Below are 24,266 nucleotides of genomic sequence, written 5' to 3' on the forward strand. Positions count from 1 at the left end.
TCGCAGGATTCTCGAAAGGGATACGGGCTGGTTTAGCGCATCATGAGACAGAACACCGCCGCCAAACTAGCAGACTAGCCATTCACGCGGTCGACCTTCGCCACGATGGTCTTGGCGCGAAGCTGGTTGATGATGGCCGAGAGATGCTTGAGGTCATAGACCTCGAGATCGATCGTGAGCTCGGTGAAATCCGGTGAGCGGCGGCTCATGCTGATGTTGTCGATGTTGCCGTCATGCTCGGCGATCACGGTCGCGACCTGGGCGAGACTGCCGGGCTCGTTGACGTTCTCGACCCGGATGCGGGCCGGGAAACGCTGCGGCGTCGTCTCGTCGACGTCCCAACGCACGTCGAGCCAGCGCTCCGGCTCGTCCTCGAAGTCCTTCAGCGCCGGCGACTGGATCGGATAGATCGTGATCCCCTCGCCCGGCGTCACGATTCCGACGATGCGGTCGCCCGGAACGGCACCGCCGTTGGGCGCGAACTTGACCGGCAGGCCGGAATTCAAGCCGCTGATCGGGATCGCGAACGGACCGCGGTGAGGCTCGGCGGTCGGCGTCGAGGCCGACTTGGTCGCGGCGGCCGGCACGGCCGCCTTCTTGGCGCCGTAGCGCACGACGCGCTCTTCCTTGTAGTCCGGATACATCGCGCGGGCGACGTCGGAGGCCTTGATTTCGCCACGGCCGACCGCGGCCATCACGTCCTCGATCGAGGCCCGCGCCAGGCGGGGCAAGGCACCCTTGAGCTTGTCGTCGGCATATTCGAGCTTGGTGCGTTCGAACAATCGCTCGACGATGCGGCGGCCGAGACCGGCATATTGATCGCGCACGGCCGTCCGGGTGGCGCGTCGGATCGCCGCGCGTGCCTTGCCGGTGACGGCCAGCGTCTCCCAGGCCGACGGCGGGGCGGACTGGGCATCGGAGGTCAAGACCTCGACCTCATCGCCGTTCTGCAGCTCCGACGACAGCGCCGCGAACTTGCCGTTGATCTTGCATCCGACGGCGCTGGTGCCGACGTCGGTGTGCACGGCATAGGCGAAGTCGATCACATTTGCATGGCGCGGCAACGCGATCAGCTTCCCCTTCGGGGTGAAACAGAACACCTGGTCGTGAAACAGCTCGAGCTTGGTGTGTTCGAGGAACTCCTCGGGATTGGCGCTTTCGGACAGTATCCCGATGGTGTGGCGCAGCCAGGCAAAGGCGTTCGACTCACGCTTCAGCAGCTCGGTCGGCGAGCCGATGCCGTCCTTGTAGAAGGCGTGGGCGGCGATGCCGAGCTCAGCGATCTGGTCCATCTCCTCGGTGCGGATCTGCAGCTCGACGCGCTGCTTTCCCGGGCCGATCACGGTGGTGTGGATCGAGCGATAATCGTTCTGCTTGGGCGTCGAGATGTAGTCTTTGAAGCGGCCCGGCACGACCGGCCAGGTGGTGTGCACGATGCCGAGCGCGCGGTAGCACGACTCGACGTCCGGCATGATGACCCGGAAGCCGAAGATGTCGGACAGCTGCTCGAAGCCGATCGATTTGCGCTCCATCTTGGTCCAGATCGAGAACGGCCGCTTGCGGCGGCCGGACACCCGTGCGGTCAAGCCATGGTCGCGAAACTTGCGCGCGAGCTGGCTCTCGATCTCGCCGATCAGATTGCGGTTGCGCTCCGCCAGCGCGTCGAGCCGCTGCATCACGACGCTGTAGGCCTGCGGATCGAGCGTCCGGAACGAGAGATCCTCGAGCTCCTGGCGCATCTCCTGCATGCCCATGCGACCGGCCAGGGGCGCGTAGATGTCGAGCGTCTCCTCGGCGATTCGCCGCCGCGAGGCCTCAGGCACGAATTCAAGCGTGCGCATGTTATGCAGCCGGTCGGCGAGCTTCACCAGCAGCACACGCACGTCGTCGGCAATCGCCAGCAGCAGCTTGCGCAGGTTTTCGGCCTGCTTGGCCTCGCGCGAGACGAGCTCCAGCCGCTTCAGCTTGGTCAATCCTTCGACCAGAGCGCCGATCTCGGGCCCGAAAAAGCGGTCGATCTCGGCGCGGGTCGCCTCGGTATCCTCGATGGTGTCGTGAAGCAGGGCCGCAACGATGGTGGCATCGTCGAGCTTCAGGTCGGTGAGGATCGCTGCCACCTCGAGCGGATGGGTGAAATACGGGTCGCCTGAAGCGCGGGTCTGCGACCCATGCGCCTTCATCGCATAGACATAGGCGCGGTTGAGCAGATCCTCGTTCGTATCTGGATTGTAGGAGCGGACCCGCTCGACCAGGTCGTACTGCCGCATCATGCGGGAGCGCGGCTTTTGCGAGCGCGGCCGCTCGGCCGCAGGCGGCGCCACCGCGACCTGCTCGGTCGCAGCCTGCATCTGCGGAGGCGTGTGGCGCGTGACCACCATGAAAAGCGCCTAAACCTTTATCTTCGGGACCAAATCCGGCGACGGACACGCCGCCTGCGTGTCCCTATGGTAATCATGAAATCACGATCAAATGCAAAGGCCCGGACGGGGTCCGGGCCTTCACAATCTCACAAGTTAACTTCAATTCGTGCAGGTCGCGAAGAACGATCACTCGTCCTCTTCCGGCTGCTCCTCCGGCGGAGCAAGGCCTTCGAGCCCCTTCAACAGTTCTTCTTCGGTCATCCGCTCGACCGCAACCTCGGTGTCGTCGGCGTCGACGCTGGCGCCAGCCGAACCGATCAGCGGCACCGTGTCGGGCTCCGGCTCGTCCACCTCGACGAACTTCTGCAGCGAATGCACCAATTCTTCCTTCAGATCCTCAGGAGAAATGGTCGAATCCGCAATTTCCCGGAGTGCCACAACGGGATTCTTGTCGTTATCTCTATCAATCGTAAGTTGTGATCCCGACGAGATCATACGAGCGCGATGCGCCGCCAGGAGGACCAGGTCAAACCGGTTGTCCACTTTATCGATACAATCTTCCACGGTGACGCGCGCCATCGATTGTCGCTCCGGTCGTTTGTGTGCTTAATATGCTGATTATGCTGGGGTAGTTATAGAGCCTGACCGGTTTTCGCAAGGCCAATCTGGCGTCAGGCTTCGGTAAGGAGCAAGGAGTAGCGAATTCGGCAACCTTGACTGGCGATCGGTCCGGATCCGCAGAATTCGGGCTTTGGACAAGAAAACGCTTCATTACGTCGTCACAAGTGCGCCTTTGTTGCCCCGATCAATCCTGTTTGCGGTAACCTCACACCTGACGGACCGCACGAGCCTTGGCAGTATCTTAAAATGGAATGCGCGACCGACTGGAGTTGCGCCAAAATAGAATCTAACTGAACGCGAGACACTGAATGTCATCTTCGACCGATAAAATTGCGCTCTTCATTGACGGCGCCAACCTATACGCGACGGCCAAGACTCTCGGCTTCGATATCGACTATAAGCGCCTGCTCAAGGAATTTCAGAGCCGCGGCACTCTGCTCCGTGCGTTCTATTACACGGCGATCATCGAGGATCAGGAATACTCCTCGATTCGTCCCTTGATCGACTGGCTCGATTACAACGGCTATACGGTCGTCACCAAGGCGACCAAGGAATTCATCGACGCCAGCGGGCGCCGCAAGGTCAAAGGCAATATGGACATCGAGCTCGCCGTCGATGCCATGGAGCTCGCCGAGCACATCGACCAGATGGTGCTGTTTTCGGGCGACGGCGACTTCCGCTCGCTGGTCGAAGCGATGCAGCGCCGTGGCGTTCGCGTCACCGTGATCTCGACCATTTCGAGCCAGCCGCCGATGATCGCCGACGAGCTTCGCCGCCAGGCCGACGTCTTCACCGACCTCGTCGAACTGCAGTCAAAGCTCGGCCGTGATCCGTCCGAGCGCCCCGCCCCGCGCGAGCCGCGCCACCATTCTCCGCAATTCCTGCAGCGCTCGACCACGCCGGCCGCACGCACCCCCACCACGGCCACCACCACCGATGACGATTTCGACGACTAGGCGGAGCGCCGCCAAGGTTGATTCGGTCCCACCCCGCGCTGCGGCTGCTCCGACCGAGGCCGATCGAGATTGTCCGCTGTGCCCTCGCCTCGTGGATTTCCGCGAGGCGCAGCGGGCGCGCGAACCGTCATGGTACAACGCCCCCGTCCCTTCGTTCGGCGATGCCAACGCCCGCCTGCTGATCGTCGGGCTGGCGCCGGGGCTCCAGGGCGCCAACCGCACGGGCCGGCCGTTCACGGGCGACTATGCCGGCGACCTGCTCTATGGGACGCTGCTGCATTATGGCTTTGCCAAAGGCCGGTTCGAAGCGCGCCCCGATGACGGACTGACACTGGTCGATTGCCGAATCAGCAACGCGGTGCGCTGCGTGCCGCCGCAAAACAAGCCGCTGCCCGCCGAGATCAACCAATGCCGGGCGTTCCTCGGCGCCACGATTGCCGCGATGCCGCGCCTGCGCGGCATTGTCGCGCTGGGCCGCATCTCACATGACACGCTGCTGAAGCTGCTCGGCCTGCGCGCCGCCGCAGCGCCCTTCGCCCATGGTGCCGTGCATCAGGCCGGCGGGATCAAGCTGTACGACAGCTATCACTGCTCGCGCTACAACACGAACACCCGCGTGCTCACGACCGAGATGTTTCATGCCGTGTTCGCGCGCGTGAAGGCGGACCTGGGGTAGGCTCCCTACCCGCTTCCTTAAGCCTTGTTCTCTTTCAGCCAGGCCAGCACGTCGCCTGCGTTCTTGTCCGGCGGAAACACCGGATAGAACACGTGGGTGATGCGCGCGTCGTCCACGATCATCGCCAGCCGCTTGATCATGACCAGGCCCGCGATCTCCATGGTCGGCAGGCGCAGCGCATTCGTCAGGTCGAGCCTCTCGTCGGACAGTACCGGAAACGGCAGATGCAGGCGGGAGGCCATCTCGGTCTGGTAGGCGTTGCTCTGCGTCGACAGGCCGAACACATGCGACGCGCCCGCAGCCTTCAGCTCGCCGAACAGGTCGCGAAAGCTGCAGGCGTGGGGCGTGCAGCCGCGCGCACCCGGGATCATGTCCCAGTCCTCGACCAGCGCGACCTTGCCGGGTTGGCCCGTCCGCGGGTAGGCGAACACGACGCTGCGTCCCGGCAGGCCGGACAGCGTCACCAGCGTATCGTCGGTCGCGCGCAGTCCGATCGGCGGAATCGTCATTCCCGAAAGATGATCGGCTGCGCCGTCGTCGGTCGGTGCCGGAATCCGGCTCCAGTCGACGTCCAACAGGTTCTTCTGATTCATCGGATCGCTTTCCCAGGCTTGGGCGTCGTTCCGCTCCAGCGGCCGCTATCCTCTTGCCCGCAACAGACGCCCCTTCTCGCGGCCCCAATCGCGCTTCTTCTCGCTCTCGCGCTTGTCGTGCAGCTTCTTGCCCTTGGCCACGGCGAGCAGCAGCTTGGCACGGCCACGCTCGTTGAAATAGAGCTTCAGCGGAATGAGCGTCATGCCCTCGCGCTCGACCGCCCCCATCAGCTTGTTGATCTGCTTGCGATGGAGGAGCAGCTTGCGCGGCCGTTTCGGCTCGTGGTTGAAGCGGTTGGCCTGCAGATATTCGGGAATGTTGGCGTTGATCAGCCAGATCTCGCCATTGCGCGAATCGGCATAGGATTCCGCGATGGTCGACTTGCCGCCGCGGACCGACTTCACCTCGGTGCCGGTCAGCGCGATGCCGGCCTCGATGGTGTCCTCGATCGCGTAGTTGAACCGCGCCTTGCGGTTCTCGGCAGCGACTGTGATCTTGGGTTCGTGCTTATCGGCCATCAGGTTTTTTTCAGGAGATCACGGATCTCGGTCAACAATACGACCTCGGGTGAAGGCTTCGCCGGCGCCGCGGGCGCGGCGGCTTCGTTGCGCTTCAACTTGTTCATCAGGCGGATGATCATGAACAGCACGAAGGCGATGATGAAGAAATTCAGGGTGAGTGTCAGGAAGCTGCCATAAGCTAGCACGGCGCCCTGCTTCTTGGCGTCGACGAGATTGGTCTCCGTGACCTTGCTGGAAAGTGCCAGGAAGTAGTTCGAGAAATCGAGGCCGCCGGTGATCGCGCCGACGATCGGCATGATGACGTCGGCGACGAGCGAGGTGACGATGGCGCCGAAGGCCGCGCCGATGATGACGCCGACCGCGAGGTCGACGACATTGCCCTTCATCGCGAACTCGCGAAATTCCTTCAACATGCTCGCATCCCCCCTCGGCTTTGCGAGGAAACCTCGCGACTTTCCCCGGTATTCGAACTTCTCTGGGATCTCAGTTGATCAGGCCGGCATGGACCATGGCGTCACGGACCGCGACGCGAGTCGGCTCCGAGACCGGCACCATCGGCAGCCGCAGTTTCTCCTCGATCTTGCCGAGCAGCGACAGCGCATATTTCACCGGCGCCGGATTGGACTCGATGAACAGGTTCGTATGCAGCGGCATCAGCTTGTCGTGGATCTTCAGAGCGGTGGCCACATCGCCCTTCTGCCAGGCGGTGTGGAACTCCGAACACAGCCGCGGCGCGACGTTCGAGGTCACGGAGATGCAGCCATGGCCGCCATGCGCCATGTAGCCGATCACGGTGGCGTCCTCGCCCGAGAGCTGGTTGAAGTCCTCGCCCATCGCCGCGCGCTGCTGCGACACCCGCACCATGCTCGCGGTGGCGTCCTTCACGCCGGCGATGTTCTTCAGCTCGAACAGCCGCTTCATGGTGTCGACGGACATGTCGATCACCGAGCGCGGCGGGATGTTGTAGATGATGATCGGAATGCCGATCGCATCGTTGATCGCCTTGAAGTGCTGATACAGGCCCTCCTGCGTCGGCTTGTTGTAATAGGGCGTCACCACCAGCACCGCGTCCGCTCCCGCCTTCTCGGCGTGCTCGGCGAGCTCGACCGCTTCCTTGGTGGAGTTGGAGCCGGCGCCCGCGATGACGGGCACGCGCCCCTTGGCCTCGGCGATGCACCATTCGACCACCCGCTTGTGCTCGTCATGGCTGAGCGTCGGGCTCTCGCCGGTGGTGCCGACCGGCACCAGGCCATGGGTGCCCTCGTCGATCTGCCAGTTCACCAGGCTGCGGAATGCCGCCTCATCCACGGAACCGTTCTTGAAAGGAGTGACCAAGGCGGTGAAAGAGCCTCGGAAATTCGTCTTGGCTGCCATGAAACTCCCTCCCAAACGCACGTTGGCCCCTGTGCGGAGCGCACTTCATACCGGGTCCGGACACAAGGCGGAAGGCCCGCACTGAGGTCGGCTGCCTTCTCAACAGACACACCGGCGCCCCGAACCGGCGGGTCTGCGCTGACGGTCCCCGATTCGCCGCCCCGCGCCGGTGGCCGTCCCAATTGAAAGCCGCTTCCGGACCGGTTCCGTTCGTCCCGCAGGAACACGGTGCCGCCCTTCGGTCGTGATTTTGCCGCGGTGTTGGCGCAGGTTGCAACTCATCGCGGTACATTTAGTATTTGTTCACCTTTTCGATAGACCAAGTTCGTCAGGGATCGAAGTCATCTGCCGCAAAGGAACGCCGTGCCCTTTCCTGCTCGCGCCGCCGCATTGCGATCGACCGCCCTGCCGACGTCCCTCTTGGTGTCCCTGGCCGCCAGCCTGACGCTCGGATTGGCTCTGGGCGCAGACATCGCTCTTGCCAAGGACAAGGTTCCGCTGCCGAAAGCACGTCCGATCGCGCGCAGCGTGGTTCCGAAGACCACCGCCAGCGAGGCACCGGGCGAGTCCCGGAACAAGGTCGACGCCCGGGCCGAGGCCAAAGCCGACATCAAGAGTGGAACCAAGGGCTCCGGCGAACCGCCACGACCGGCCCCGAGGGATATCACGCCGGGTCCGGCGACGAACCTGCCGCCACGCCAGCACGCCGCCCTGCCGGCCTCCCGCAAGCCGATCGCTCCCGCCGCCGTCGCCGCCACGGCTTCAACCTCGCAATCGGACAAGGATGCGCTGGAAAACGTGATCGAGCTGGTGCGCAAGCACAAGCCGGACGACGCCACCCAGGTCGAGCAGGCGATCTCGGATCCGGTGGCACGCAAGCTCGCCGAATGGGTGATTCTGCGCAGCGACAACAACAATGCGACGGTCGAACGCTACCGCGCCTTCATCACGGCCAATCCGAGCTGGCCGTCGCAAACCTTCCTGCGCCGCCGCCTGGAGGCGGCGCTGTGGGACGACAAGCGCGACGACGCCGTTGTGTGGTCCTGGTTCGAGAACGAATCGCCGCTGTCGGCCAAGGGCCGGTTTGCGCTGGCCCGGGTCATGCTCAACCGTGGCGACCGCGCCAATGCCGAGCGCCTGGTGCGGGAGGCCTGGCGCAACGACGCCATGTCCGAGGACACCGAGAACACCATCCTCGACCAGTTCGGAGCGCTGCTGTCCGGCGGCGATCACAAGGCGCGGATGGACACGCTGCTGTACGGCAGCGAGCATGAGGCGGCGCTGCGCGCTGCGAAGCGGCTCGGCTCGGGCCATGTGGCGCTCGCCAAGGCGCGGATCGCGACCTACCGCAAGGCCGCCAACAGCCGCGCCCTGCTCGACGCCGTCCCGCACGAGCTGCACGGCGACGCCGGCTACATCTTCAGCCGCATCCAGCTGCTGCGGCGCGACGAGAACTTCGCCGAGGCGGCTCAGCTGATGCTGAACGCGCCCAAGGATCCCGGCCGGCTGCACAATCTCGACGAATGGTGGATCGAGCGCCGCCTGCTGGCGCGCAAGATGGTCGACACCGGGGAATACCGCAACGCCTATCTGATTGCCCGCGACGCGGCGCTGCCGAACCGTGACATCTATAAGACCGAGCAGGAATTCACCGCCGGCTGGATCGCGCTGCGCTTCCTCAACGACCCGTCGACAGCCGCCCAGCACTTTGCCCGCATCGGTGTCGGCAGCGTCAATCCGACCACGTTGGCGCGGGCCGGCTATTGGCAGGGACGCGCTGCCGAGGCTATGGGCCGCATGCAGGAGGCGCGTGCGGCCTACACCACGGCGGCCGAGCAGTCGACGAGCTATTACGGGCAGCTGGCGCGGGCGAAGCTCGGACTGCCGCAGCTCGGGCTCAATGCCGCACCGAGCGGCCGCAGCCGCGGTGCCGACAGGCTGGAGGTCGTGCGGGCGGCGCAGCTGCTCTACGATCTCGACGAGGGCGAGGTCGCGATCCCGATGTTCGCCGACATGGGCGACAATGGCGATTCCGACGTGCTGGTCGGGCTCGCCGAGACCGCGGCGCGGAGCAGCGACGCCCGGGCCACGCTGCTGGTCGGCAAGGCCGCGCTCAATCGCGGGCTGCCGTTCGACCACTACGCCTATCCCGTGACCGGGATTCCGCCGTTCCGATCGATCGGGCCCGAGGTCGAGCAGAGCGTGATCTTCTCGATCGCGCGCCAGGAGAGCGCTTTCAATCAGGCCGTGGTGTCACCGGCACAGGCCTATGGACTGATGCAGGTCACTCCGGATGCGGGACGCTACGTCTGCAAGCGCGCCGGCGTCGGCTTCGACCTGAACCGGATGAAGACTGACCCCGTCTACAATGCCCAGCTCGGCGCGGCAGAGCTCGGCGGCCTGCTCGAGGACTACCGCGGCTCGTACATCATGACGTTCGCGGCCTACAATGCCGGCCGCGGCAGCGTGAGGAAATGGGTCGAGCGCTATGGCGACCCGCGCGATCCCAAGGTCGACGCGGTCGACTGGGTCGAGCTGATCCCCTTCGCGGAGACCCGCAACTACGTGCAGCGCGTGATGGAGAACCTGCAGGTCTACCGCGCCCGCTTCGGCGGCGGCGCGCGGCTGCAGATCGAGGCCGATCTGCGCCGCGGCGCGGTGGTCGAGTAGCGAGTAGCGAGTAGCGAGTAGCGAGTAGCGAGACGAACCTTCGTTCGTCCGTCAACTGCTATTCGCTACTCCCTATTCCACCGCTCGCCGATCCGTTACCAGTTGCGCTGGGCGCGCAGCAGCAGCGAGACCGAGTCCTGGTCCTTCAGCTGGTAGGTGGTCGCGGGCTTGGCGATGGCCGGGACGGCCGGTGCAGTCGCCACGCCCGTGAACTTCTGATCCAGCCGGGTCCAGGCGACATCGGCCGAGAACGTCAGGTTCTTGACCGGCGTCCAACGGGTGATCACGCCGAGAGTCGAGATATTGAAGTCCGGGTTGCAGTTCGCCGGCGTGATGCCGAGCGCGACTACGCCGGCGCCGTTGCAGATCAATCCCTTCGCCGTCGCGTTGTACTTCACGGCGCTCCAGGAGCCGTAGACCGCCGTATTCCAGAACGGATCCCAGTTGTGGGTGAAGGCGCCGCGGAAGCCGTAGGTCGTCGTCAGCTGCTGCTGGGTGCCGACGCCGAACACGGAGTCGGACACTCCGGCAAAGCCGAGGCTCTGATACGCGCCCGCCATGTTGCTGCCGCCATACATCGCGTAGTTGATCGGCGCGAGGCTCTGGAAGTTGTAGCGGCTGGCGCCGTTGGTGTAGACGCCCTGCAGGTTGATCGTGTCACCGACACCCGTCGGAATATTCTTGATCGACAGAGCGAGCTGGCCGGCGAAGCCCCATTTGTCGGCGGGGTGGCCGGTGACCTCGGTCGGGCCAAAGAACCCGGCATGATTGTCGTGGGCCGCGAACGAGGCCTGGAACAGGCCCCAGGCCTGATCGACGCGGACATTGCCGACGATGTCCGGCGCCACCTGGCCGCCGAAGGCGTTGGCGCCGTAGGCGCCGGTGACGACGCCGCCGGCAGTCTGCAGCGACGTGTTCCAGAGGTTCGATTGCCCGTACAGCGCCGCTTCCTGGGCGGAAACCGAGGCCGTGATGCCCGATCCGAAGTCGAACGTGTAGCTCAACTGGTTGACGCCGGTGATCGAACCGCCGCCGCCGGTCAGGCCGTCGAAATTGTTGCCGGGATAGTTGCTCCAGGGCGCATCGAACTGCGACACGGCCTTACCCATGGTGAAACCGGCGAACTGGATGAAGGCGTAGAAGACGCCGAGGGTACCGCCGCCGATGCCGTCATTGGATAGACCGTTCACGGCGGTCAGGCCGGCGGTGTTGGCAGCGCCGGTGTTGTAGAACGTACCGCCGTTTCCGGCGCCGGCGTAAGTGCCCGAGGTCCATTGGAACACCGCATCAAAGAATGTGCGGACCACGCCGTATTCGGTCGCGGTGCGGGTGTCGATGCTGAGGTCAGCACGCGAGCGCGTGGTGTAGTAGTTGCTGTACCGGTTGTTGGCGCCGGCCACACCATTTACGGCATTTTGAAAGATCGTATTCGTACCGAACCCGGCCTCGACGCGCAGATAACCGCCGAGCTTGATACAGGTGTCCGTACCGGGGATGTAGAAGAAACCGGCGCCGTACAAGGAGCACACCCTCACATACTCGACCGGTTTGGCCTTGATCGGAAGGTCGGCTGCCTGAGCCCCACTCATGGCGAGCAAAGCCGCCGCTGAGCCCAGAACAAGGCTCTTCACAGTCTTCATACTAACCTCCAAATTTCTCACTTCAGACAGGCCTGACTCGAGATCGAACGTCCGCCCCCACGGTGTCGGTTCGTCTCCAGCCGCCCTACAGTGCCCGCGCATAGCGTTGCAGTCGGAACGATCGCGCGGCGAATTTGGTGTTTTATCGGACCATTCTCGTGACGCCACGAAACACGCCTGTGGCGAGGCCGGGGCGACGCACGCTCCAGCCCGAGGTCCGACATCAATATGCCCAGAATGAGGGTCGCCGTCGGCAATGCGCCGTCAGCATGGCTGGAATGGAGCGGGACGTCGGCGAGCGGCCCGAATCTCCGGGCCCGTCATCGCACGTGGTCAACCGGACCCTCGCCTCTCAATTTCGAGGACGATAGGGCTACTGTTCGCCGCCGGCACGTGCGCGCGGAGTTGCAGGATTATCAGCGTCCGGTTAGGCGCATCCCGCGACCACGGCGATGTCGTCCAGAGGCGTGGCCTTGCCGAGGTGCGTCCTCACCTCCGCGGCCAAACGAAAACCCCCGGCAGTTGCCTGCCGGGGGTTCGTCAAATCGCCGTCAGGCGATCTGTATTACCAGTTGCGCTGAGCGCGGATCAGAACCGAGACCGAGTTCTGGTCCTTCAGCTCGTACACAGCCGCCGGCTTCGCCGACGCACCGCCAGCCGCCGCCAGGGTGGCGTTGCCGGTGAACTTCTGGTCGAGGTTGGTCCAGGCCACGTCCGCCGAGAAGGTCAGGTTCTTGACCGGGGTCCAGCGGGTGATCAGGCCCAGCGAGGAGATGTTGAAGTCCGGGTTGCAGCTTGCGACTGCGATACCCAGGCCCGCAACACCAGCGCCGTTGCAGATCAAAGCCTTGGCGTTGCCGTTGTAGCGCAGAGCAGCCCACGACCCGTAGATCGCCGTGTTCCAGTAGGCGTTCCAGTTGTGGGTGTAGCCACCGCGGAAGCCATAGCTCGTGGTCAGCTCCTGAGCGGTGCCGACACCGAACACCGAGTCAGACACGCCAGCGAAGCCGACGCTCTGGTAGGAGCCGTTGCCCGATCCGCTGAAGATCTGGTAGGTGGTCGGCACGAGGCTCTGGGCGTTGTAACGGGTTGCACCGTTGGTGTAGACGCCCTGGATGTTGATCGTGTCGCCAGGTCCGGTCGGGATGTTCTTGATCGACAGAGCCAGCTGACCAGCCCAGCCCCACTTGTCGGACGGATGACCGGAAGTCTCGGCGACGCCGTAGTAGCCGGCGTGGTTGTCGTGAGCCGCGAACGACGCCTGGAACAGACCCCAAGCCTGGTCGACGCGGACCATGCCGACGACGTCCGGAGCAACTTGGCCGCCGATCGCGTTGGTGCCGTAGGAGCCACCGAACACACCGGCAGCGGACTGCAGGGCACCCGAGGTGTTCCAGATGTTGGTGGTGTAGTAGGCTGCCTGTTCCTGGGCCGAGATCGTGGCCGTGATGCCGGAGCCGAAGTCGGCGGTGTAGCTCAGCTGGTTGACGCCGGTGACGGTGCCGCCGCCGCCCCACAGACCGTCGAAGTTGTTGCCCGGATAGTTGGTCCAGGGCGTGTCGAACTGCGACACGGCCTTACCCATCGTGAAGCCGGCGAACTGGATGAAGGCGTAGTACACACCGAGCGAGCCGCCGGCGATGCCGTCGTTGCTCAGGCCGTTGACCGAGGTCAGGCCAGCGGTGTTGGCTGCGCCGGTGCCGTAGAAGGTACCGCCGTTGCCGGTGCCGGCATAGTTGTTGGACGTCCACGAGAAGGTCAGGTCGGCGAAGGTGCGGACCACGCCGTACTCGGTCGCGGTGCGCGTGTCGATGTTCAGGTCTTCACGCGAACGGGTGTAGAAGTAGTTGCTGTAGCGGTTGTTCAGGCCCGACGGAGGCGTGACAGCGTTGTTGTACGAGCCGTTCGCACCGAACGCCGTTTCAACACGCAGATAACCACCGAGCTTGATGCAGGTGTCGGTGCCGGGAATGTAGTAGAAACCCGCACCGTACAGGGAGCAAACCTTCACATACTCGACCGCTTTGGCCTTGATCGGAAGGTCGGCCGCCTGAGCCCCGGACATAGCGAGCAGAGCCGCCGCTGAGCCGAGGATAAGGCTCTTAACCGTCTTCATTTAAACCTCCAAGTTGCTCTTTTGAGAAGAAACGGACCAGGATCCCCCAGGACGATCCGCTTCTTCCGCTCCCGAAAAACCGCTTCAGCCGCTTCGCGCCATCGGACACACCCGCATCACGCGAGGGACTTAAGCGAACCACCTGTCACGGGACGATCGAGTAACCCCCCACCGTCACGAGGAACTATGCCTTCGCTCATTCGGTAATCAAAATAGTTTATGCAGTCAGGTAATTGAATGAAGCCGAAATGTGTCTTGACGGCAACACCATGGCGGCTCTTTGTGCACCGCGAGGGCGCTCCCGCAGCACCTCCTAGATAAGTGATTTTGCTGCAGATTTTTTTACTTTAGGGTCGGCCGCGGAATTGGAACCGTTGAGCAATGGCGCCCGCTAAGAACACGTCTGCCGCACCTGTGGAAGCGGCCGAACGATCACAGATCGTCGAACAACTGCCGAAGAATCGCGACGCCGTCCTCCGCTTCGCCAGGGAAATCGCAACGATCAACGTCCATCTGGAGGAATTGAGGTACTTCTGGGCCAAGAGAATCGGCATCAGCGGCCCGCAATGGATGATCCTGATGGTGATCTCCGAGCTCGATCAGGGCGAAGGTGTTGCCGTCAATGCGGCTGCCAAGCGGCTGCACGTGGACCCCTCCTTCGTGACGACGCAATCGAAGCTGCTCGAAAAGAAGGGCTTCATGTACCGCAAGCCGGCACCTGAAGACGCGCGCGTGGTCCGCATGTCGCTGACCGCCCAGTCGTTGCAGCAGTTCGCCGAACTGGAAGCCCAACAGGCGCAGATCTTCGGCTTCATCTTCGAAGAATTCGACGGGAGCGAATTGTCCATTTTTACGGACAAGCTGGCTGCGCTCAAGGAACGCTTCGAGAAGGCGAGCGCCCGAGTCTCGCTCGGGATCTGAGGCGTCGGTTCGTTGCAGCCCGTCAGCTCTGCCGGTTCGGTGCGCCCGCGAGACGCGAGGCGATCCAATCGAATATGAAGGCGTTGGCCTGCGCCTGCGCTTCGTCCGATGCGCCCTGACAACCCGCGAAAATCTTGAGGGTGACGTCCGGATGCTCGCGCTTCATCTGCGCAACCAGGCGTGTTGCGATATCGGCGCGCAGCCAGCCCCGGTCCGGAAGCGCAACCAGAATCGGGCACATGATCTGGCGCGCGACGCGGCAATCGCTCGCGCCCGGGAGGCACGCACGCTCGTTCGGGGTCAATCGGCGCGACAGACAAACGCGCTCATGAATGTCCCACAGCCCGGCATCGCAAACGGCGGCAGCGTAACGCGGGTCGAGAACGATGCCGCGCGCCACGAAGGACGAACTCCAATCGTCGGCGAGAACCGCGATCCTGCCGTCATCCACGTCGTCGCGGGCCGAAACATAGTCCATCACACTGGCGATCGCCGATTCGAGATCATGATGGCCGACGATCTCGTCGAATCGATTGGCCGGACCCGGACCCAGCAGATCCACGACGAGCAACGACAAGCCGCGCTGCGCGGCGTGGCCCGCAAGCATGAGCAGGGACTTCTCCTTCCGCCGGCCGGGCTCGCAAATGCAGATCACTGTCGGTGCCGGTTCGCGCCGATTGGGCGCCGGCAGGAAGTAAGCCTCGAGCGGATAGTCGGTTCGCCAGGGGATCGTGACCACCTCTCCCGACCGGACGCCATGATTGAGATAGTCGAGCGCACAATCGCGGATGCCGGCGGCGACAGCTTGCTGCCGCGCGATGCAACTGTCGAAGGGCGATGCTGCGACATCATAATAATCGACTGCGCGAAGCCATTTGCCCCGCCCGCCTTCCAGAGCGCCCGCCTCCGCCATTGCGGAAGCGCCGCTCCGCATCGCCTGGGCGCAACGCATCCATTCCCGGTACCAGGACTCCTCGTCGTCACCGTCGATGCGCTGCGCAACCGCCAGACACTCGGCGAACTCCGCGCCTCCTTCGGGCGTGGTATCCAGCAGACGCGCAAACGCGTCGCACAGGTCTTCCCTTTCGGACCACGGGCCCAACGCTCTCAGAGAACCTTCCGGCTTCATCATTCCGCTTCCTCACCCGCGACGGCTTTTGCATCCGTCATCGAATTGTCAGAGTGACTACCCTGGAATTTTCGTCAAGCGAAGTGTGAGGATAATTGATCCGGCCGAGCCGGTTTCGACCGGGCTGGGCTCGAGTCCCGCTCCCCGACATTCGTATCGGTTCGCCGCGGGTTCTTGTCCGAACGTCAGGGGGGCGGCCGGATCAGGCTCGACCGCGTCGTCCGCGACTGGGAGGCGAGGCCAAAACGAAGAAACCTCCAGCGGGGCATCGCCGGAGGTTTCGGAGGTTTAACATCAGATCGGTAGGTCTGGATCGTCGGTGCCTTCACTTCAGCATCGGCCAAATCCACAGCGCTCGAAAATTATCTTATCAACTCATCTATTTTCAACACCTTTTATAAGAAAGTACCAACATTCTGCCAGGCAATTGAAAAAGCAGGATTTATCGGTGGTGAGCCGGCTCCCCATCTGTTTCTCCGCACACCGGCGGCGGTCCGCTTGGGACTTCGGGAGCCACCGGAAGCGGCGTGACCGGTCCGGCGCTCATCCATCCCAACCGCCCTGCGCGAGACACCGCTGCCGCCAGTGTTTCCATTCGACGACGGCTCTCGATGCACTGTCACGCTCCAGCGCACCCGGCGTCGCTGAGCTGGCAACAAGCAGGAACCGTTCGTGACCAAGTCTGCTTTACCCAAACAAAAACCCCCGGCAGTTTCCTGCCGGGGGTCGTCGATCCTGGTCAGTCTATCAGGATCAGAAGTTGCGCTGGGCGCGCAGCATCATCGAGACCGAGTTCTGGTCCTTCAGCTGGTACACAGTCGCCGGCTTCGCCGACGAACCGCTCGCTGCCGGGAGAGTGGCAGTGCCAGTGAACTTCTGGTCCAGGTTGGTCCAGGCCACGTCGCCCGAGAAGGTCAGGTTCTTGACCGGGGTCCAGCGGGTGATCAGGCCCAGCGAAGAGATGTTGAAGTCCGGGTTGCAGTTCGCGGCAGTGATGCCGAGACCAGCCACGCCAGCGCCACCGCAGATCAGAGCCTTGGCGTTGCCGTTGTAGCGCAGAGCAGCCCACGACCCGTAGATCGCCGTGTTCCAGTTGGCGTTCCAGTTGTGGGTGAAGCCACCACGGAAGCCGTAGCTCGTGGTCAGCTCCTGACCGGTGCCGACGCCGAACACCGAGTCAGACACGCCAGCGAAACCGACGCTCTGATAGGCAGTCGAGGAACCACCGAAGATCTGGTAGGTGGTCGGAACGAGGCTCTGGGCGTTGTAACGGGTTGCACCGTTGGTGTAGACGCCCTGGATGTTGATCGTGTCGCCGGGGCCGGTCGGGATGTTCTTGATCGACAGAGCCAGCTGACCAGCCCAGCCCCACTTGTCGGACGGATGACCGGAGGTCTCGGCAACGCCGTAGTAGCCGGCGTGGTTGTCATGCGCCGCGAACGACGCCTGGAACAGACCCCAAGCCTGGTCGACGCGGACCATGCCGACGATGTCCGGAGCAACCGTGCCACCGATCGAGTTGGTGCCGTAGGAACCGCCGAACACACCGGAGGCCGACTGCAGAGCACCCGAGGTGTTCCAGATGTTGGTCTGGTAGTACAGCGCCTGCTCCTGGGCCGAGATCGCAGCCGTGATGCCGGAGCCGAAGTCGGCGGTGTAGGTCAGCTGATTGACGCCGGTGACGCTGCCGCCGCCGCCCCACAGACCGTCGAAGTTGTTGCCGGGATAGTTGGTCCAGGGCGTGTCGAACTGCGACACGGCCTTACCCATCGTGAAGCCGGCGAACTGGATGAAGGCGTAATACACACCGAGCGAACCGCCGGCGATGCCGTCGTTGCTCAGGCCGTTGACCGAGGTCAGGCCAGCGGTGTTGGCCGCGCCGGTGCCGTAGAAGGTGCCGCCGTTGCCGGTGCCGGCATAGTTGCCCGACGTCCAGGTGTAGGTCAGATCAGCGTAGGTGCGGACCACACCGTACTCGGTCGCGGTGCGCGTGTCGATGTTCAGTTCCTGACGCGCGCGGGTGTAGAAGTAGTTGCTGTAGCGGTTCTGCAGGCTCGACGGAGCGGTCACGGCGTTGTTGTAGGAGCCGTTGCCGTTGAAGATCGTGTCAGCGCGGAGATAACCACCGAGCTTGATGCAGGTGTCGGTGCCGGGGATGTAGTAGAAACCCGCACCGTACAGGGAGCAAACCTTCACATACTCGACCGCCTTGGCCTTGATCGGAAGGTCAGCTGCCTGGGCCCCAGACACGGCGACGAGAGCGGCCGCCGAGCCCAGGACAAGGCTCTTGATCACGTTCATAATGTTAAACCTCCAAGTTGCTCAATCAGGGAAGGTTCCGACGCCGCCAGGTGCGAGACACCCTTGAGGTTGGTACCCTGATCCCTCTTCGACCCGTCACTCAGCCGCTTCGCGCTATCGGACACACCCGCATAAACGCGAGGGACTTGAGCGAACGACCTAAACGGGACGACGCAGGGATGCCCCCCTTCGTCGTGGAGGCAGAATTACTGAAGGCCTTTGCACACGCAACAAAGGAACCATCATTGCGGCGGCCAGCAGGCGCCTTTTTGGATCGGTGTTGCAGAAAAGGCACGGGAGTGCGGCGCACCAACACGACCCAAGCAGCTGTTATATTTGATATTTTTCCACAACAGGCATCGGAGATGCTGATAGTGTGGCCGACACGCTCGACAGGAGTGCGCCGCAACTCGGGCGCCGGATCGCCCAATCCTGGCAGGCTCCGGAGCGGCATCCGGCGAGAATCGACACAGCCGCTCTCGGCGCTTCATCCGACCGACGACCTCGGGGCATCCACGAGAAAAGGTCCGGCAGTCGCCTGCCGGACCCCATAACTGTCAGGATGGTTCCGAACGTCTCGGTCTTACCAGTTACGCTGAGCGCGGATCAGCAGCGAAACCGCATTCTGGTCCTTCAGCTCGTACACAGCCGCCGGCTTCGCTGACGAACCGCCTGCCGCAGGCAGAGTGGCTGTGCCGGTGAACTTCTGGTCGAGGTTGGTCCAGGCCACGTCCGCCGAGAAGGTCAGGTTCTTGACCGGGGTCCAGCGGGTGATCAGGCCCAGCGAGGAGATGTTGAAGTCCGGGTTGCAGCTCGCGACTGCGATACCCAGGCCCGCGACACCAGCGCCGTTGCAGATCAGAGCCTTGGCGTTGCCATTGTAGCGCAGAGCAGCCCACGATCCGTAGATCGCCGTGTTCCAGTAGGCATTCCAGTTGTGGGTGTAGGCGCCACGGAAGCCGTAGCTGGTGGTCAGCTCCTGAGCGGTGCCGACGCCGAACACCGAGTCGGACGCGCCGGCGAAACCGACGCTCTGATAGGCACCCGCGAGACCCGAACCGCCGAACAGCTGGTAGGTGATCGGCGCGAGGCTCTGGGCGTTGTAACGGGTTGCACCGTTGGTGTAGACGCCCTGGATGTTGATCACGTCACCGGGGCCGGTCGGGATGTTCTTGATCGACAGAGCCAGCTGCCCAGCCCAGCCCCATTTGTCGGACGGATGACCGGAGGTCTCGGCGACGCCGTAGTAGCCGGCATGGTTGTCGTGCGCGGCGAACGACGCCTGGAACAGACCCCAGGCCTGGTCGACGCGGACCATACCAACGACGTCCGGAGCCACCGTGCCGCCGATCGCGTTGGTGCCGTAGGTTCCGCCGAACACGTTGGAGGCGGTCTGCAGCGCACCCGAGGTGTTCCAGATGTTGGTCTGGTAGTACAGCGCCTGCTCCTGGGCCGAGATCGAAGCCGTGATGCCGGAGCCGAAGTCGGCGGTGTAGGTCAGCTGGTTGACGCCGGTGACGGTGCCGCCGCCGCCCCACAGACCGTCGAAGTTGTTGCCGGGATAGTTGGTCCAGGGCGTGTCGAACTGCGACACGGCCTTACCCATCGTGAAGCCGGCGAACTGGATGAAGGCGTAGTACACACCGAGCGAGCCGCCGGCGATGCCGTCGTTGCTCAAGGCATTCACCGAGGTCAGGCCGGCGGTGTTGGCCGCGCCGGTGCCGTAGAAGGTGCCGCCGTTGCCGGTACCGGCGTAATTGCCCGAGGTCCAGGTAAAGACCGCGTCGAAGTAGGTGCGGACCACGCCATACTCGGTCGCGGTGCGCGTGTCGATGTTCAGGTCTTCACGCGAGCGGGTGTAGAAGTAGTTGCTGTAGCGGTTGTGCAGGCCCGACGGAGCGCTGATGGCGTTGTTGTAGAAGCCGTTCGCGTTGAAGGCCGTTTCAACCCGCATATAACCACCGAGCTTGATGCAGGTGTCGGTGCCGGGGATGTAATAGAAACCCGCACCATACAGGGAGCAGACCTTCACATACTCGACCGCCTTGGCCTTGATGGGCAGATCAGCCGCTTGAGCGCCGGACATGGCGACCAGCGCCGCCGCCGAGCCCAGGACAAGACTCTTGATGATATTCATGAAGTAAAACCTCCGGGTTTGTCAGTCAGGGGGAGGCTCCGCTTCTGGTCGGCCCTGGTCCCCGCTCGTTCCCGTCGCTCAGTCGCTTCGCGCTTTCGGACACGGCGTCCTAACGCAAGGCACTCGGGCGCACGACACAGACGGGACAACGGAGGACTTCCCCCGTCGCCGGGACAATGATCATCGAACCCCGACTCCCCACAACCGGGAGAACACGGGCCATGCAACCATTGAGGGCAATTCTCTCCCGCTGTTGCAAAAAGCACGCAATGGTATTTCGATGGATATGGAACGGTCGTGGCCCCCTGCCCGGCCCCTCGAGGCGCTGTGGCAAGAACGCAGCAAAGCCAATGGTGCCGCCGCCAAATCCGGCATCCCTTCTCAATATATGCGCGGATGGCGGGTACCGCCTTGCTCTCGCCGAGCTGCCGTCTCAAGTCCGAATCCCGCCCCTCCTTCCTTGCAAGACGCCGGAATGAGGCCCATGACCTCCGCTTGGCGCCCCCTCCCGCCTGTGAGGATTTCAAATCGCCTGCAATCTGCCGCTTGCGGCTTCGCGCGACGTCGGGCATACCGACCGGGCCGGAGACGTGGCCGAGTGGCTGAAGGCGGCGGTTTGCTAAACCGTTATAGGGTTGTAAAGCCCTATCGAGGGTTCGAATCCCTCCGTCTCCGCCAGCCTCTACAGAACTGCGAGCGCCGCCAGTGAGCGGTTTACGCTTGAAATCGTAGCCAGCGCCCGAGCGGGCTGCGCTTCGAACTGCGGATGCGGACGCCTTATGGTGTGACGCCCGGGCTCGGCCTGGTTCACCTTGCAGCCTTCGATACGTCCGACATCGCGCGTTCGTCGCAAACACTGGCTGACCAGCGCAGCATATCTCAGGACGGACGGCACCGCGAGCGCTGTGCCGCGGTACGCGTTCCTGATCTGGGCTGCCCGTCCCGGTCCCGACCTTCATTCGATAACCGACGCTCGTCGGGCATCACGATTTCGGTGTCGTGCCCGGAGCCACCTTTGCGCATGTCCACTCCTTGGCGCAGAGCCGATGTCTACGAATCATCTGAGAAGCGAGCTGTCAGATCTCCGGGCCGGCATGCCGGCCGGCATGTCGCTCCGCCATGTACCTGCCCGGAGAGGCGCCGAGCGTCTTGCGGAACATCGTCACGAAGCTCGTCACGCTCTCATAGCCGAGGTCGGCGGCCACCTGTTGAACCGACGCGCCGCCGGCCAGCCATTGTCCAGCAAGCACGACGCCGAGTTGCTGGCGCCAACGTCCGAAGCTCATCCCTGTCTCGCGTCTGATCAGCCGCACGAGCGTCCGCCCGCTCAGGCCGGTTTGCTTCGCCCAGCCCTCCAGCGAGCCACGCTGCGACGGTGCGGCCATCATGAGGTCGATCAAGGCGCGCAGCCGCGCGTCGGCAGGCACCGGCAGATGCAAATGCTCGACCTCGGCGGCAGCGATCTCGTCGAGCAGCACCGCTATCAACCGCGAATTCGCGCTGCCCTCATCGTAGAGGAGCGGCAGGCTGGCGGCGCGGACGAGCAGTTCGCGCAGTAACGGCTTCACCGAGACGGTGCAGCAGCGCCGGGGCAGGCGCGCGTCGACATCGGGAGCGACGAACGCGCTATAGCCTTCCAGCGAGCCGGTCGCCTTGATGGCGTGGAGCGCGCCCCCGGGTATCCAAATGGCGCTCTGGGGCGGGACGACCCAAAATCCACCCTCCACCTGGCAACTGAGCGCGCCGCGCTGAACGAGCAGAATCTGGCCCTTGGCATGCCGATGCATGTCGAGCTCGATCGTGCCGATCCCGTTCGACGCGATACCGTAGGTGACCACAGGGCGCGCGACCTCATCCGGCTCGATCCAGTCGGACGCGACTGAGGTGTCTGTCAGAATAGGCATAGTTCGATTTTATAGACGTCTGGCGCAAATGGATAATAATCTGTCCAGGCTTCGTAATGACGCCAGGGCGACCTCCCGTTATCCCCAGCCCCACGGACCGGTCGAGGCCGACATCGCCTCGACCCCTTACGACAAGGGGCTTTCATGACGTTACTGAGCAATGGGCGCGTCGCCGAGACGCTCGACAGACTTCACGCGGATGCGGATGCGGCGGATCGCGACTTCATGGCCGAGGTCACGGCGCAGCTCGGGGCGTCCGGTGACACGATCGAAGATGCGGCCGCCAATCTGGTCGCCGAGGAGCGGGTGAGCTACCGGACGACGTACCGTGGTCACGCCAATCATTTCCTGGCCGTATCGCCAGCCTATGGCCGGTTCCTCTACGCCATCGCGCGTGCGCGCAGGGCGACCCGGATTGTCGAGTTCGGCACGTCGATGGGGATCTCGACGATCTATCTCGCGGCTGCACTTCGCGACAATGGCGGCGGAAAGCTGATCGGCTCCGAGCTCGAGCCCACGAAGGTTGCGCGGGCGCGAACCCATCTCGAAGCGGCGGACCTGGCCGATCTGGTGGAACTCCGCGAAGGCGACGCGCGGGAGACGCTGAAGGACGTTGGCGGCGAGGTTGATGCGCTCCTGATCGACGGCGCATTCTAGCTTTACCTGCCGGTGCTCAAGCTGATCGAGCCGCGATTGGCGTCTGGAGCTGCAATCCTCGGAGAGAATGCGTTCGCGCTGGACTATCTCGACTACGTCCGCAATCCCGCCAACGGCTATCTCTCGCAGCCGCTTGCCGTTCGACGAAGGTCGCGGCAACGAATTCACCGTGCGGGTCGCTTGAGGGGCCGGCGCAGCGGACCGAAGGCCATGCTGAAGCGATATTGCTCACGGCCACCGTTCGTGACCCGCCAGTTCACGGTCTCCGCCAAGTCCCGGCGTGACCGATGCCGGCAACGCGGGGCATCCATCCTCGATGTCATTCTGACGGACCGGAGACATTGCCGGCATATGGGAAGCGGTGTCGTGCGGCAACTTTGCGCTTCGGAACAGCGCGCCGATCCGTCAGTCGAACAGGCTACGGCTCATATTGATGATGAAGGCCGCGGGAACGCCGATCACCGCGCCGACGAAACCGTAGGCCAGCGCGCCCAACCACGCCGCCGCCCCGCCCGGCCCGATCAGCGCACCATAGAGCACGCCCAGCGCGCAGCAGCCGAGCGTCACGATGATCAGCCGACGGTCGTTGACCGCCTCGGCGCGCAGCCTGCGCAGTTCGCGCCGGCTCTGCACATATGGCCCTGCCGGTTCGGTCGAGCCGCAACGCGGACAGGAGATGGCGGTGAAGGAGACGCCCGCGCCACAATCGTGGCAGTTGATGAGCTCTCGCCGCTGATGTTGGTGTTTGGTCTGCCTCACGCGGGCGATTTAAGCGCTCGCCGGGCGGTCGACAAGAGACGTGGGCGACGCCCCACATCCGCAGGCCGTTTGCACGCGGAGCCATGACACACCTGCGACCACGGTGATGACCGAGCGCATGCGCGGGCCAGCGATCCGGATGCCTTCCTGTCGGGCGCATGGGGTGCCCGGCAAATTCGGCAGGCTCACTTCTCCGCCCGCAACGACCGATGCAAGAGCGGCGCTGGCCTCAACGCGCGGTCATCCAGGCGCGCGCCTCGCGCTGCGCGATCGCAATGTCGGCGTCCGACATCTGTTCGGCGACTTCACGGCGCATCGCCACCGCATCGACGCGTCCCCTGAGGGCGGCGAGATTGAACCATTTGTGCGCGGCGATCAGATCGACCAAACCGTCGCGGCCGCTCGCATGGAGCATGCCGAGATCGAACAGCACGTCGCCATTGGCGCCCTGCTCCGCGGTCGTCGCATCATCGAAATTGAGTTGTCCCTGAAACATTGTCGCTCTCCTTCGCAAAGAGAGGCGGCTCGTGACCCGAGCACAGCCCCCGTCCAACTGTTCAACGCCTGGTTAGTCCCCGTGCCGTCTCGCGGCTTATGGGCGAAGGATGACCGATCAAGTTTGAAAGGCAGTTTAAACATCGTGCTGAAGGAAGCCTGAACACCGAACGCCCAATCGTCCGGGCTGCGGCATACTCGCTTGATTCCACTCTGGATTTTCGAAGCGTCAAAGAGCGGTTTACCGTTCTGTTTGGCAAACCCATAACCATCCGCGAAACACGCTGAAGCCGCACGCTGGAAGCGCACGGCACGCCGGGACGGCGGCCGGACCGAGACAGCGGGAGCCGACACGGCTGCGGTGTCGCTCGCGACGGCAGGCAGAACACCGCGCTACGGTCGAAGACTGCAGCAAGCGTGCGTGCGCCGGGCTGA

General features: G+C 63.7%; 18 protein-coding genes, 1 tRNA gene and 1 pseudogene. 6 read left to right on the forward strand and 14 right to left on the reverse strand.

Annotated features, from left to right (window positions below; all coding sequences use genetic code 11):
* Nucleotides 1-74: 74 nt before the first annotated feature.
* Nucleotides 75-2,378 carry a RelA/SpoT family protein gene (locus LQG66_RS07755; protein WP_231325056.1) on the reverse strand — a complete coding sequence of 768 codons (2,304 nt, stop codon included), beginning with the start codon at nt 2,376-2,378 and terminating at the stop codon, nt 75-77.
* Nucleotides 2,379-2,546: 168 nt separating this feature from the next.
* A complete protein-coding gene (gene rpoZ, locus LQG66_RS07760) occupies nt 2,547-2,939 on the reverse strand; it encodes a DNA-directed RNA polymerase subunit omega (protein ID WP_006612728.1) in 393 nt (130 codons plus the stop codon).
* Nucleotides 2,940-3,289: 350 nt separating this feature from the next.
* Here rpoZ and LQG66_RS07765 point away from each other — a divergent pair, with 350 nt between their 5' ends.
* Both LQG66_RS07765 and LQG66_RS07770 read left to right on the forward strand, forming a co-directional pair.
* Complete coding sequence (locus LQG66_RS07765; RefSeq protein WP_231325058.1) at nt 3,290-3,937, forward strand: LabA-like NYN domain-containing protein; 648 nt, start codon at nt 3,290-3,292, stop codon at nt 3,935-3,937.
* Nucleotides 3,918-4,613 (forward strand): uracil-DNA glycosylase, encoded by a 696-nt coding sequence (locus LQG66_RS07770; RefSeq protein WP_231325060.1) that lies wholly within the window; start codon nt 3,918-3,920, stop codon nt 4,611-4,613. Before LQG66_RS07765 ends, LQG66_RS07770 begins: the two co-directional genes overlap by 20 nt.
* Before the next feature lie 17 nt (nt 4,614-4,630).
* Here LQG66_RS07770 and LQG66_RS07775 read toward each other — a convergent pair whose 3' ends face one another.
* The 4 genes from LQG66_RS07775 to dapA all read right to left on the reverse strand — a co-directional run bounded on the left by LQG66_RS07775 (nt 4,631) and on the right by dapA (nt 7,102).
* Complete coding sequence (locus tag LQG66_RS07775; protein ID WP_231325062.1) at nt 4,631-5,206, reverse strand: peroxiredoxin; 576 nt, start codon at nt 5,204-5,206, stop codon at nt 4,631-4,633.
* A 45-nt stretch (nt 5,207-5,251) separates the two neighbouring features.
* Entirely contained in the window at nt 5,252-5,725 is a 474-nt protein-coding gene (gene smpB / locus LQG66_RS07780) for an SsrA-binding protein SmpB (protein WP_231325064.1), read from the reverse strand.
* A complete protein-coding gene (mscL, locus tag LQG66_RS07785; RefSeq protein ID WP_231325066.1) occupies nt 5,725-6,141 on the reverse strand; it encodes a large conductance mechanosensitive channel protein MscL in 417 nt (138 codons plus the stop codon). The genes smpB and mscL overlap by 1 nt, the downstream gene beginning before the upstream one ends.
* A 70-nt stretch (nt 6,142-6,211) precedes the next feature.
* Nucleotides 6,212-7,102, reverse strand: a complete 891-nt coding sequence (dapA, locus tag LQG66_RS07790; protein ID WP_231325068.1) for a 4-hydroxy-tetrahydrodipicolinate synthase — start codon at nt 7,100-7,102, stop codon at nt 6,212-6,214.
* 363 nt (nt 7,103-7,465) lie between these two features.
* Between dapA and LQG66_RS07795 the strand changes: the two genes are divergently transcribed.
* Nucleotides 7,466-9,772 carry a lytic transglycosylase domain-containing protein gene (locus LQG66_RS07795; protein ID WP_231325071.1) on the forward strand — a complete coding sequence of 769 codons (2,307 nt, stop codon included), beginning with the start codon at nt 7,466-7,468 and terminating at the stop codon, nt 9,770-9,772.
* Between the two features lie 95 nt (nt 9,773-9,867).
* Here LQG66_RS07795 and LQG66_RS07800 read toward each other — a convergent pair whose 3' ends face one another.
* Together LQG66_RS07800 and LQG66_RS07805 are read right to left on the reverse strand one after the other, a co-directional pair.
* On the reverse strand, nt 9,868-11,412 hold the full coding sequence (locus tag LQG66_RS07800; RefSeq protein WP_231325074.1) for a porin: 1,545 nt from the start codon (nt 11,410-11,412) through the stop codon (nt 9,868-9,870).
* Between the two features lie 565 nt (nt 11,413-11,977).
* Nucleotides 11,978-13,528 (reverse strand): porin, encoded by a 1,551-nt coding sequence (locus LQG66_RS07805; RefSeq protein WP_231325077.1) that lies wholly within the window; start codon nt 13,526-13,528, stop codon nt 11,978-11,980.
* Between the two features lie 381 nt (nt 13,529-13,909).
* On the opposite strand from LQG66_RS07805, the gene LQG66_RS07810 reads away from it, so the two are divergent.
* The gene (locus LQG66_RS07810) at nt 13,910-14,449 is read left to right on the forward strand and encodes a MarR family winged helix-turn-helix transcriptional regulator (protein ID WP_231325079.1); all 540 of its coding nucleotides are present in this window, start codon (nt 13,910-13,912) and stop codon (nt 14,447-14,449) included.
* A 22-nt stretch (nt 14,450-14,471) separates the two neighbouring features.
* Here the strand turns inward: LQG66_RS07810 and LQG66_RS07815 are convergent, their stop codons facing one another.
* The 3 genes from LQG66_RS07815 to LQG66_RS07825 all read right to left on the reverse strand — a co-directional run bounded on the left by LQG66_RS07815 (nt 14,472) and on the right by LQG66_RS07825 (nt 20,016).
* Entirely contained in the window at nt 14,472-15,581 is a 1,110-nt protein-coding gene (locus LQG66_RS07815; protein WP_231325081.1) for an alpha/beta hydrolase family protein, read from the reverse strand.
* Between the two features lie 750 nt (nt 15,582-16,331).
* Nucleotides 16,332-17,879, reverse strand: coding sequence for a porin (locus LQG66_RS07820; protein WP_231325083.1), 1,548 nt, complete (start codon nt 17,877-17,879; stop codon nt 16,332-16,334).
* A 583-nt stretch (nt 17,880-18,462) separates the two neighbouring features.
* Nucleotides 18,463-20,016 carry a porin gene (locus LQG66_RS07825; protein WP_231325086.1) on the reverse strand — a complete coding sequence of 518 codons (1,554 nt, stop codon included), beginning with the start codon at nt 20,014-20,016 and terminating at the stop codon, nt 18,463-18,465.
* Nucleotides 20,017-20,600: 584 nt separating this feature from the next.
* Between LQG66_RS07825 and LQG66_RS07830 the strand changes: the two genes are divergently transcribed.
* A tRNA-Ser gene (locus LQG66_RS07830) sits at nt 20,601-20,694 on the forward strand.
* A 398-nt stretch (nt 20,695-21,092) separates the two neighbouring features.
* On the opposite strand, the gene LQG66_RS07835 is transcribed toward LQG66_RS07830, so the two are convergent.
* Nucleotides 21,093-21,920 carry an AraC family transcriptional regulator gene (locus LQG66_RS07835; RefSeq protein WP_425601297.1) on the reverse strand — a complete coding sequence of 276 codons (828 nt, stop codon included), beginning with the start codon at nt 21,918-21,920 and terminating at the stop codon, nt 21,093-21,095.
* A gap of 144 nt (nt 21,921-22,064) precedes the next feature.
* Here LQG66_RS07835 and LQG66_RS07840 point away from each other — a divergent pair.
* Nucleotides 22,065-22,761: pseudogene (locus LQG66_RS07840) on the forward strand (O-methyltransferase).
* 221 nt (nt 22,762-22,982) lie between these two features.
* Here LQG66_RS07840 and LQG66_RS07845 read toward each other — a convergent pair.
* A complete protein-coding gene (locus LQG66_RS07845) occupies nt 22,983-23,210 on the reverse strand; it encodes a hypothetical protein (RefSeq protein ID WP_231325090.1) in 228 nt (75 codons plus the stop codon).
* Nucleotides 23,211-23,565: 355 nt separating this feature from the next.
* The gene (locus tag LQG66_RS07850) at nt 23,566-23,832 is read right to left on the reverse strand and encodes a hypothetical protein (RefSeq protein WP_231325092.1); all 267 of its coding nucleotides are present in this window, start codon (nt 23,830-23,832) and stop codon (nt 23,566-23,568) included.
* Nucleotides 23,833-24,266 lie beyond the last annotated feature (434 nt).

The organism is Bradyrhizobium ontarionense, from assembly GCF_021088345.1.
GTDB classification, from domain to species: domain Bacteria; phylum Pseudomonadota; class Alphaproteobacteria; order Rhizobiales; family Xanthobacteraceae; genus Bradyrhizobium; species Bradyrhizobium ontarionense.

Coding starts and splice junctions, on each gene's coding strand:
- LQG66_RS07755 (WP_231325056.1), bottom strand. CDS start 2,378: ATGGTGGTCACGCGCCACACGCCTCCGCAGATGCAGGCTGCGACCGAG.
- LQG66_RS07775 (WP_231325062.1), bottom strand. CDS start 5,206: ATGAATCAGAAGAACCTGTTGGACGTCGACTGGAGCCGGATTCCGGCA.
- LQG66_RS07825 (WP_231325086.1), bottom strand. CDS start 20,016: ATGAATATCATCAAGAGTCTTGTCCTGGGCTCGGCGGCGGCGCTGGTC.
- smpB (WP_231325064.1), bottom strand. CDS start 5,725: ATGGCCGATAAGCACGAACCCAAGATCACAGTCGCTGCCGAGAACCGC.
- LQG66_RS07805 (WP_231325077.1), bottom strand. CDS start 13,528: ATGAAGACGGTTAAGAGCCTTATCCTCGGCTCAGCGGCGGCTCTGCTC.
- LQG66_RS07765 (WP_231325058.1), top strand. CDS start 3,290: ATGTCATCTTCGACCGATAAAATTGCGCTCTTCATTGACGGCGCCAAC.
- mscL (WP_231325066.1), bottom strand. CDS start 6,141: ATGTTGAAGGAATTTCGCGAGTTCGCGATGAAGGGCAATGTCGTCGAC.
- LQG66_RS07800 (WP_231325074.1), bottom strand. CDS start 11,412: ATGAAGACTGTGAAGAGCCTTGTTCTGGGCTCAGCGGCGGCTTTGCTC.
- LQG66_RS07835 (WP_425601297.1), bottom strand. CDS start 21,920: ATGCCTATTCTGACAGACACCTCAGTCGCGTCCGACTGGATCGAGCCG.
- LQG66_RS07810 (WP_231325079.1), top strand. CDS start 13,910: ATGGCGCCCGCTAAGAACACGTCTGCCGCACCTGTGGAAGCGGCCGAA.
- LQG66_RS07850 (WP_231325092.1), bottom strand. CDS start 23,832: ATGTTTCAGGGACAACTCAATTTCGATGATGCGACGACCGCGGAGCAG.
- LQG66_RS07770 (WP_231325060.1), top strand. CDS start 3,918: ATGACGATTTCGACGACTAGGCGGAGCGCCGCCAAGGTTGATTCGGTC.
- LQG66_RS07815 (WP_231325081.1), bottom strand. CDS start 15,581: ATGATGAAGCCGGAAGGTTCTCTGAGAGCGTTGGGCCCGTGGTCCGAA.
- rpoZ (WP_006612728.1), bottom strand. CDS start 2,939: ATGGCGCGCGTCACCGTGGAAGATTGTATCGATAAAGTGGACAACCGG.
- LQG66_RS07820 (WP_231325083.1), bottom strand. CDS start 17,879: ATGAACGTGATCAAGAGCCTTGTCCTGGGCTCGGCGGCCGCTCTCGTC.
- dapA (WP_231325068.1), bottom strand. CDS start 7,102: ATGGCAGCCAAGACGAATTTCCGAGGCTCTTTCACCGCCTTGGTCACT.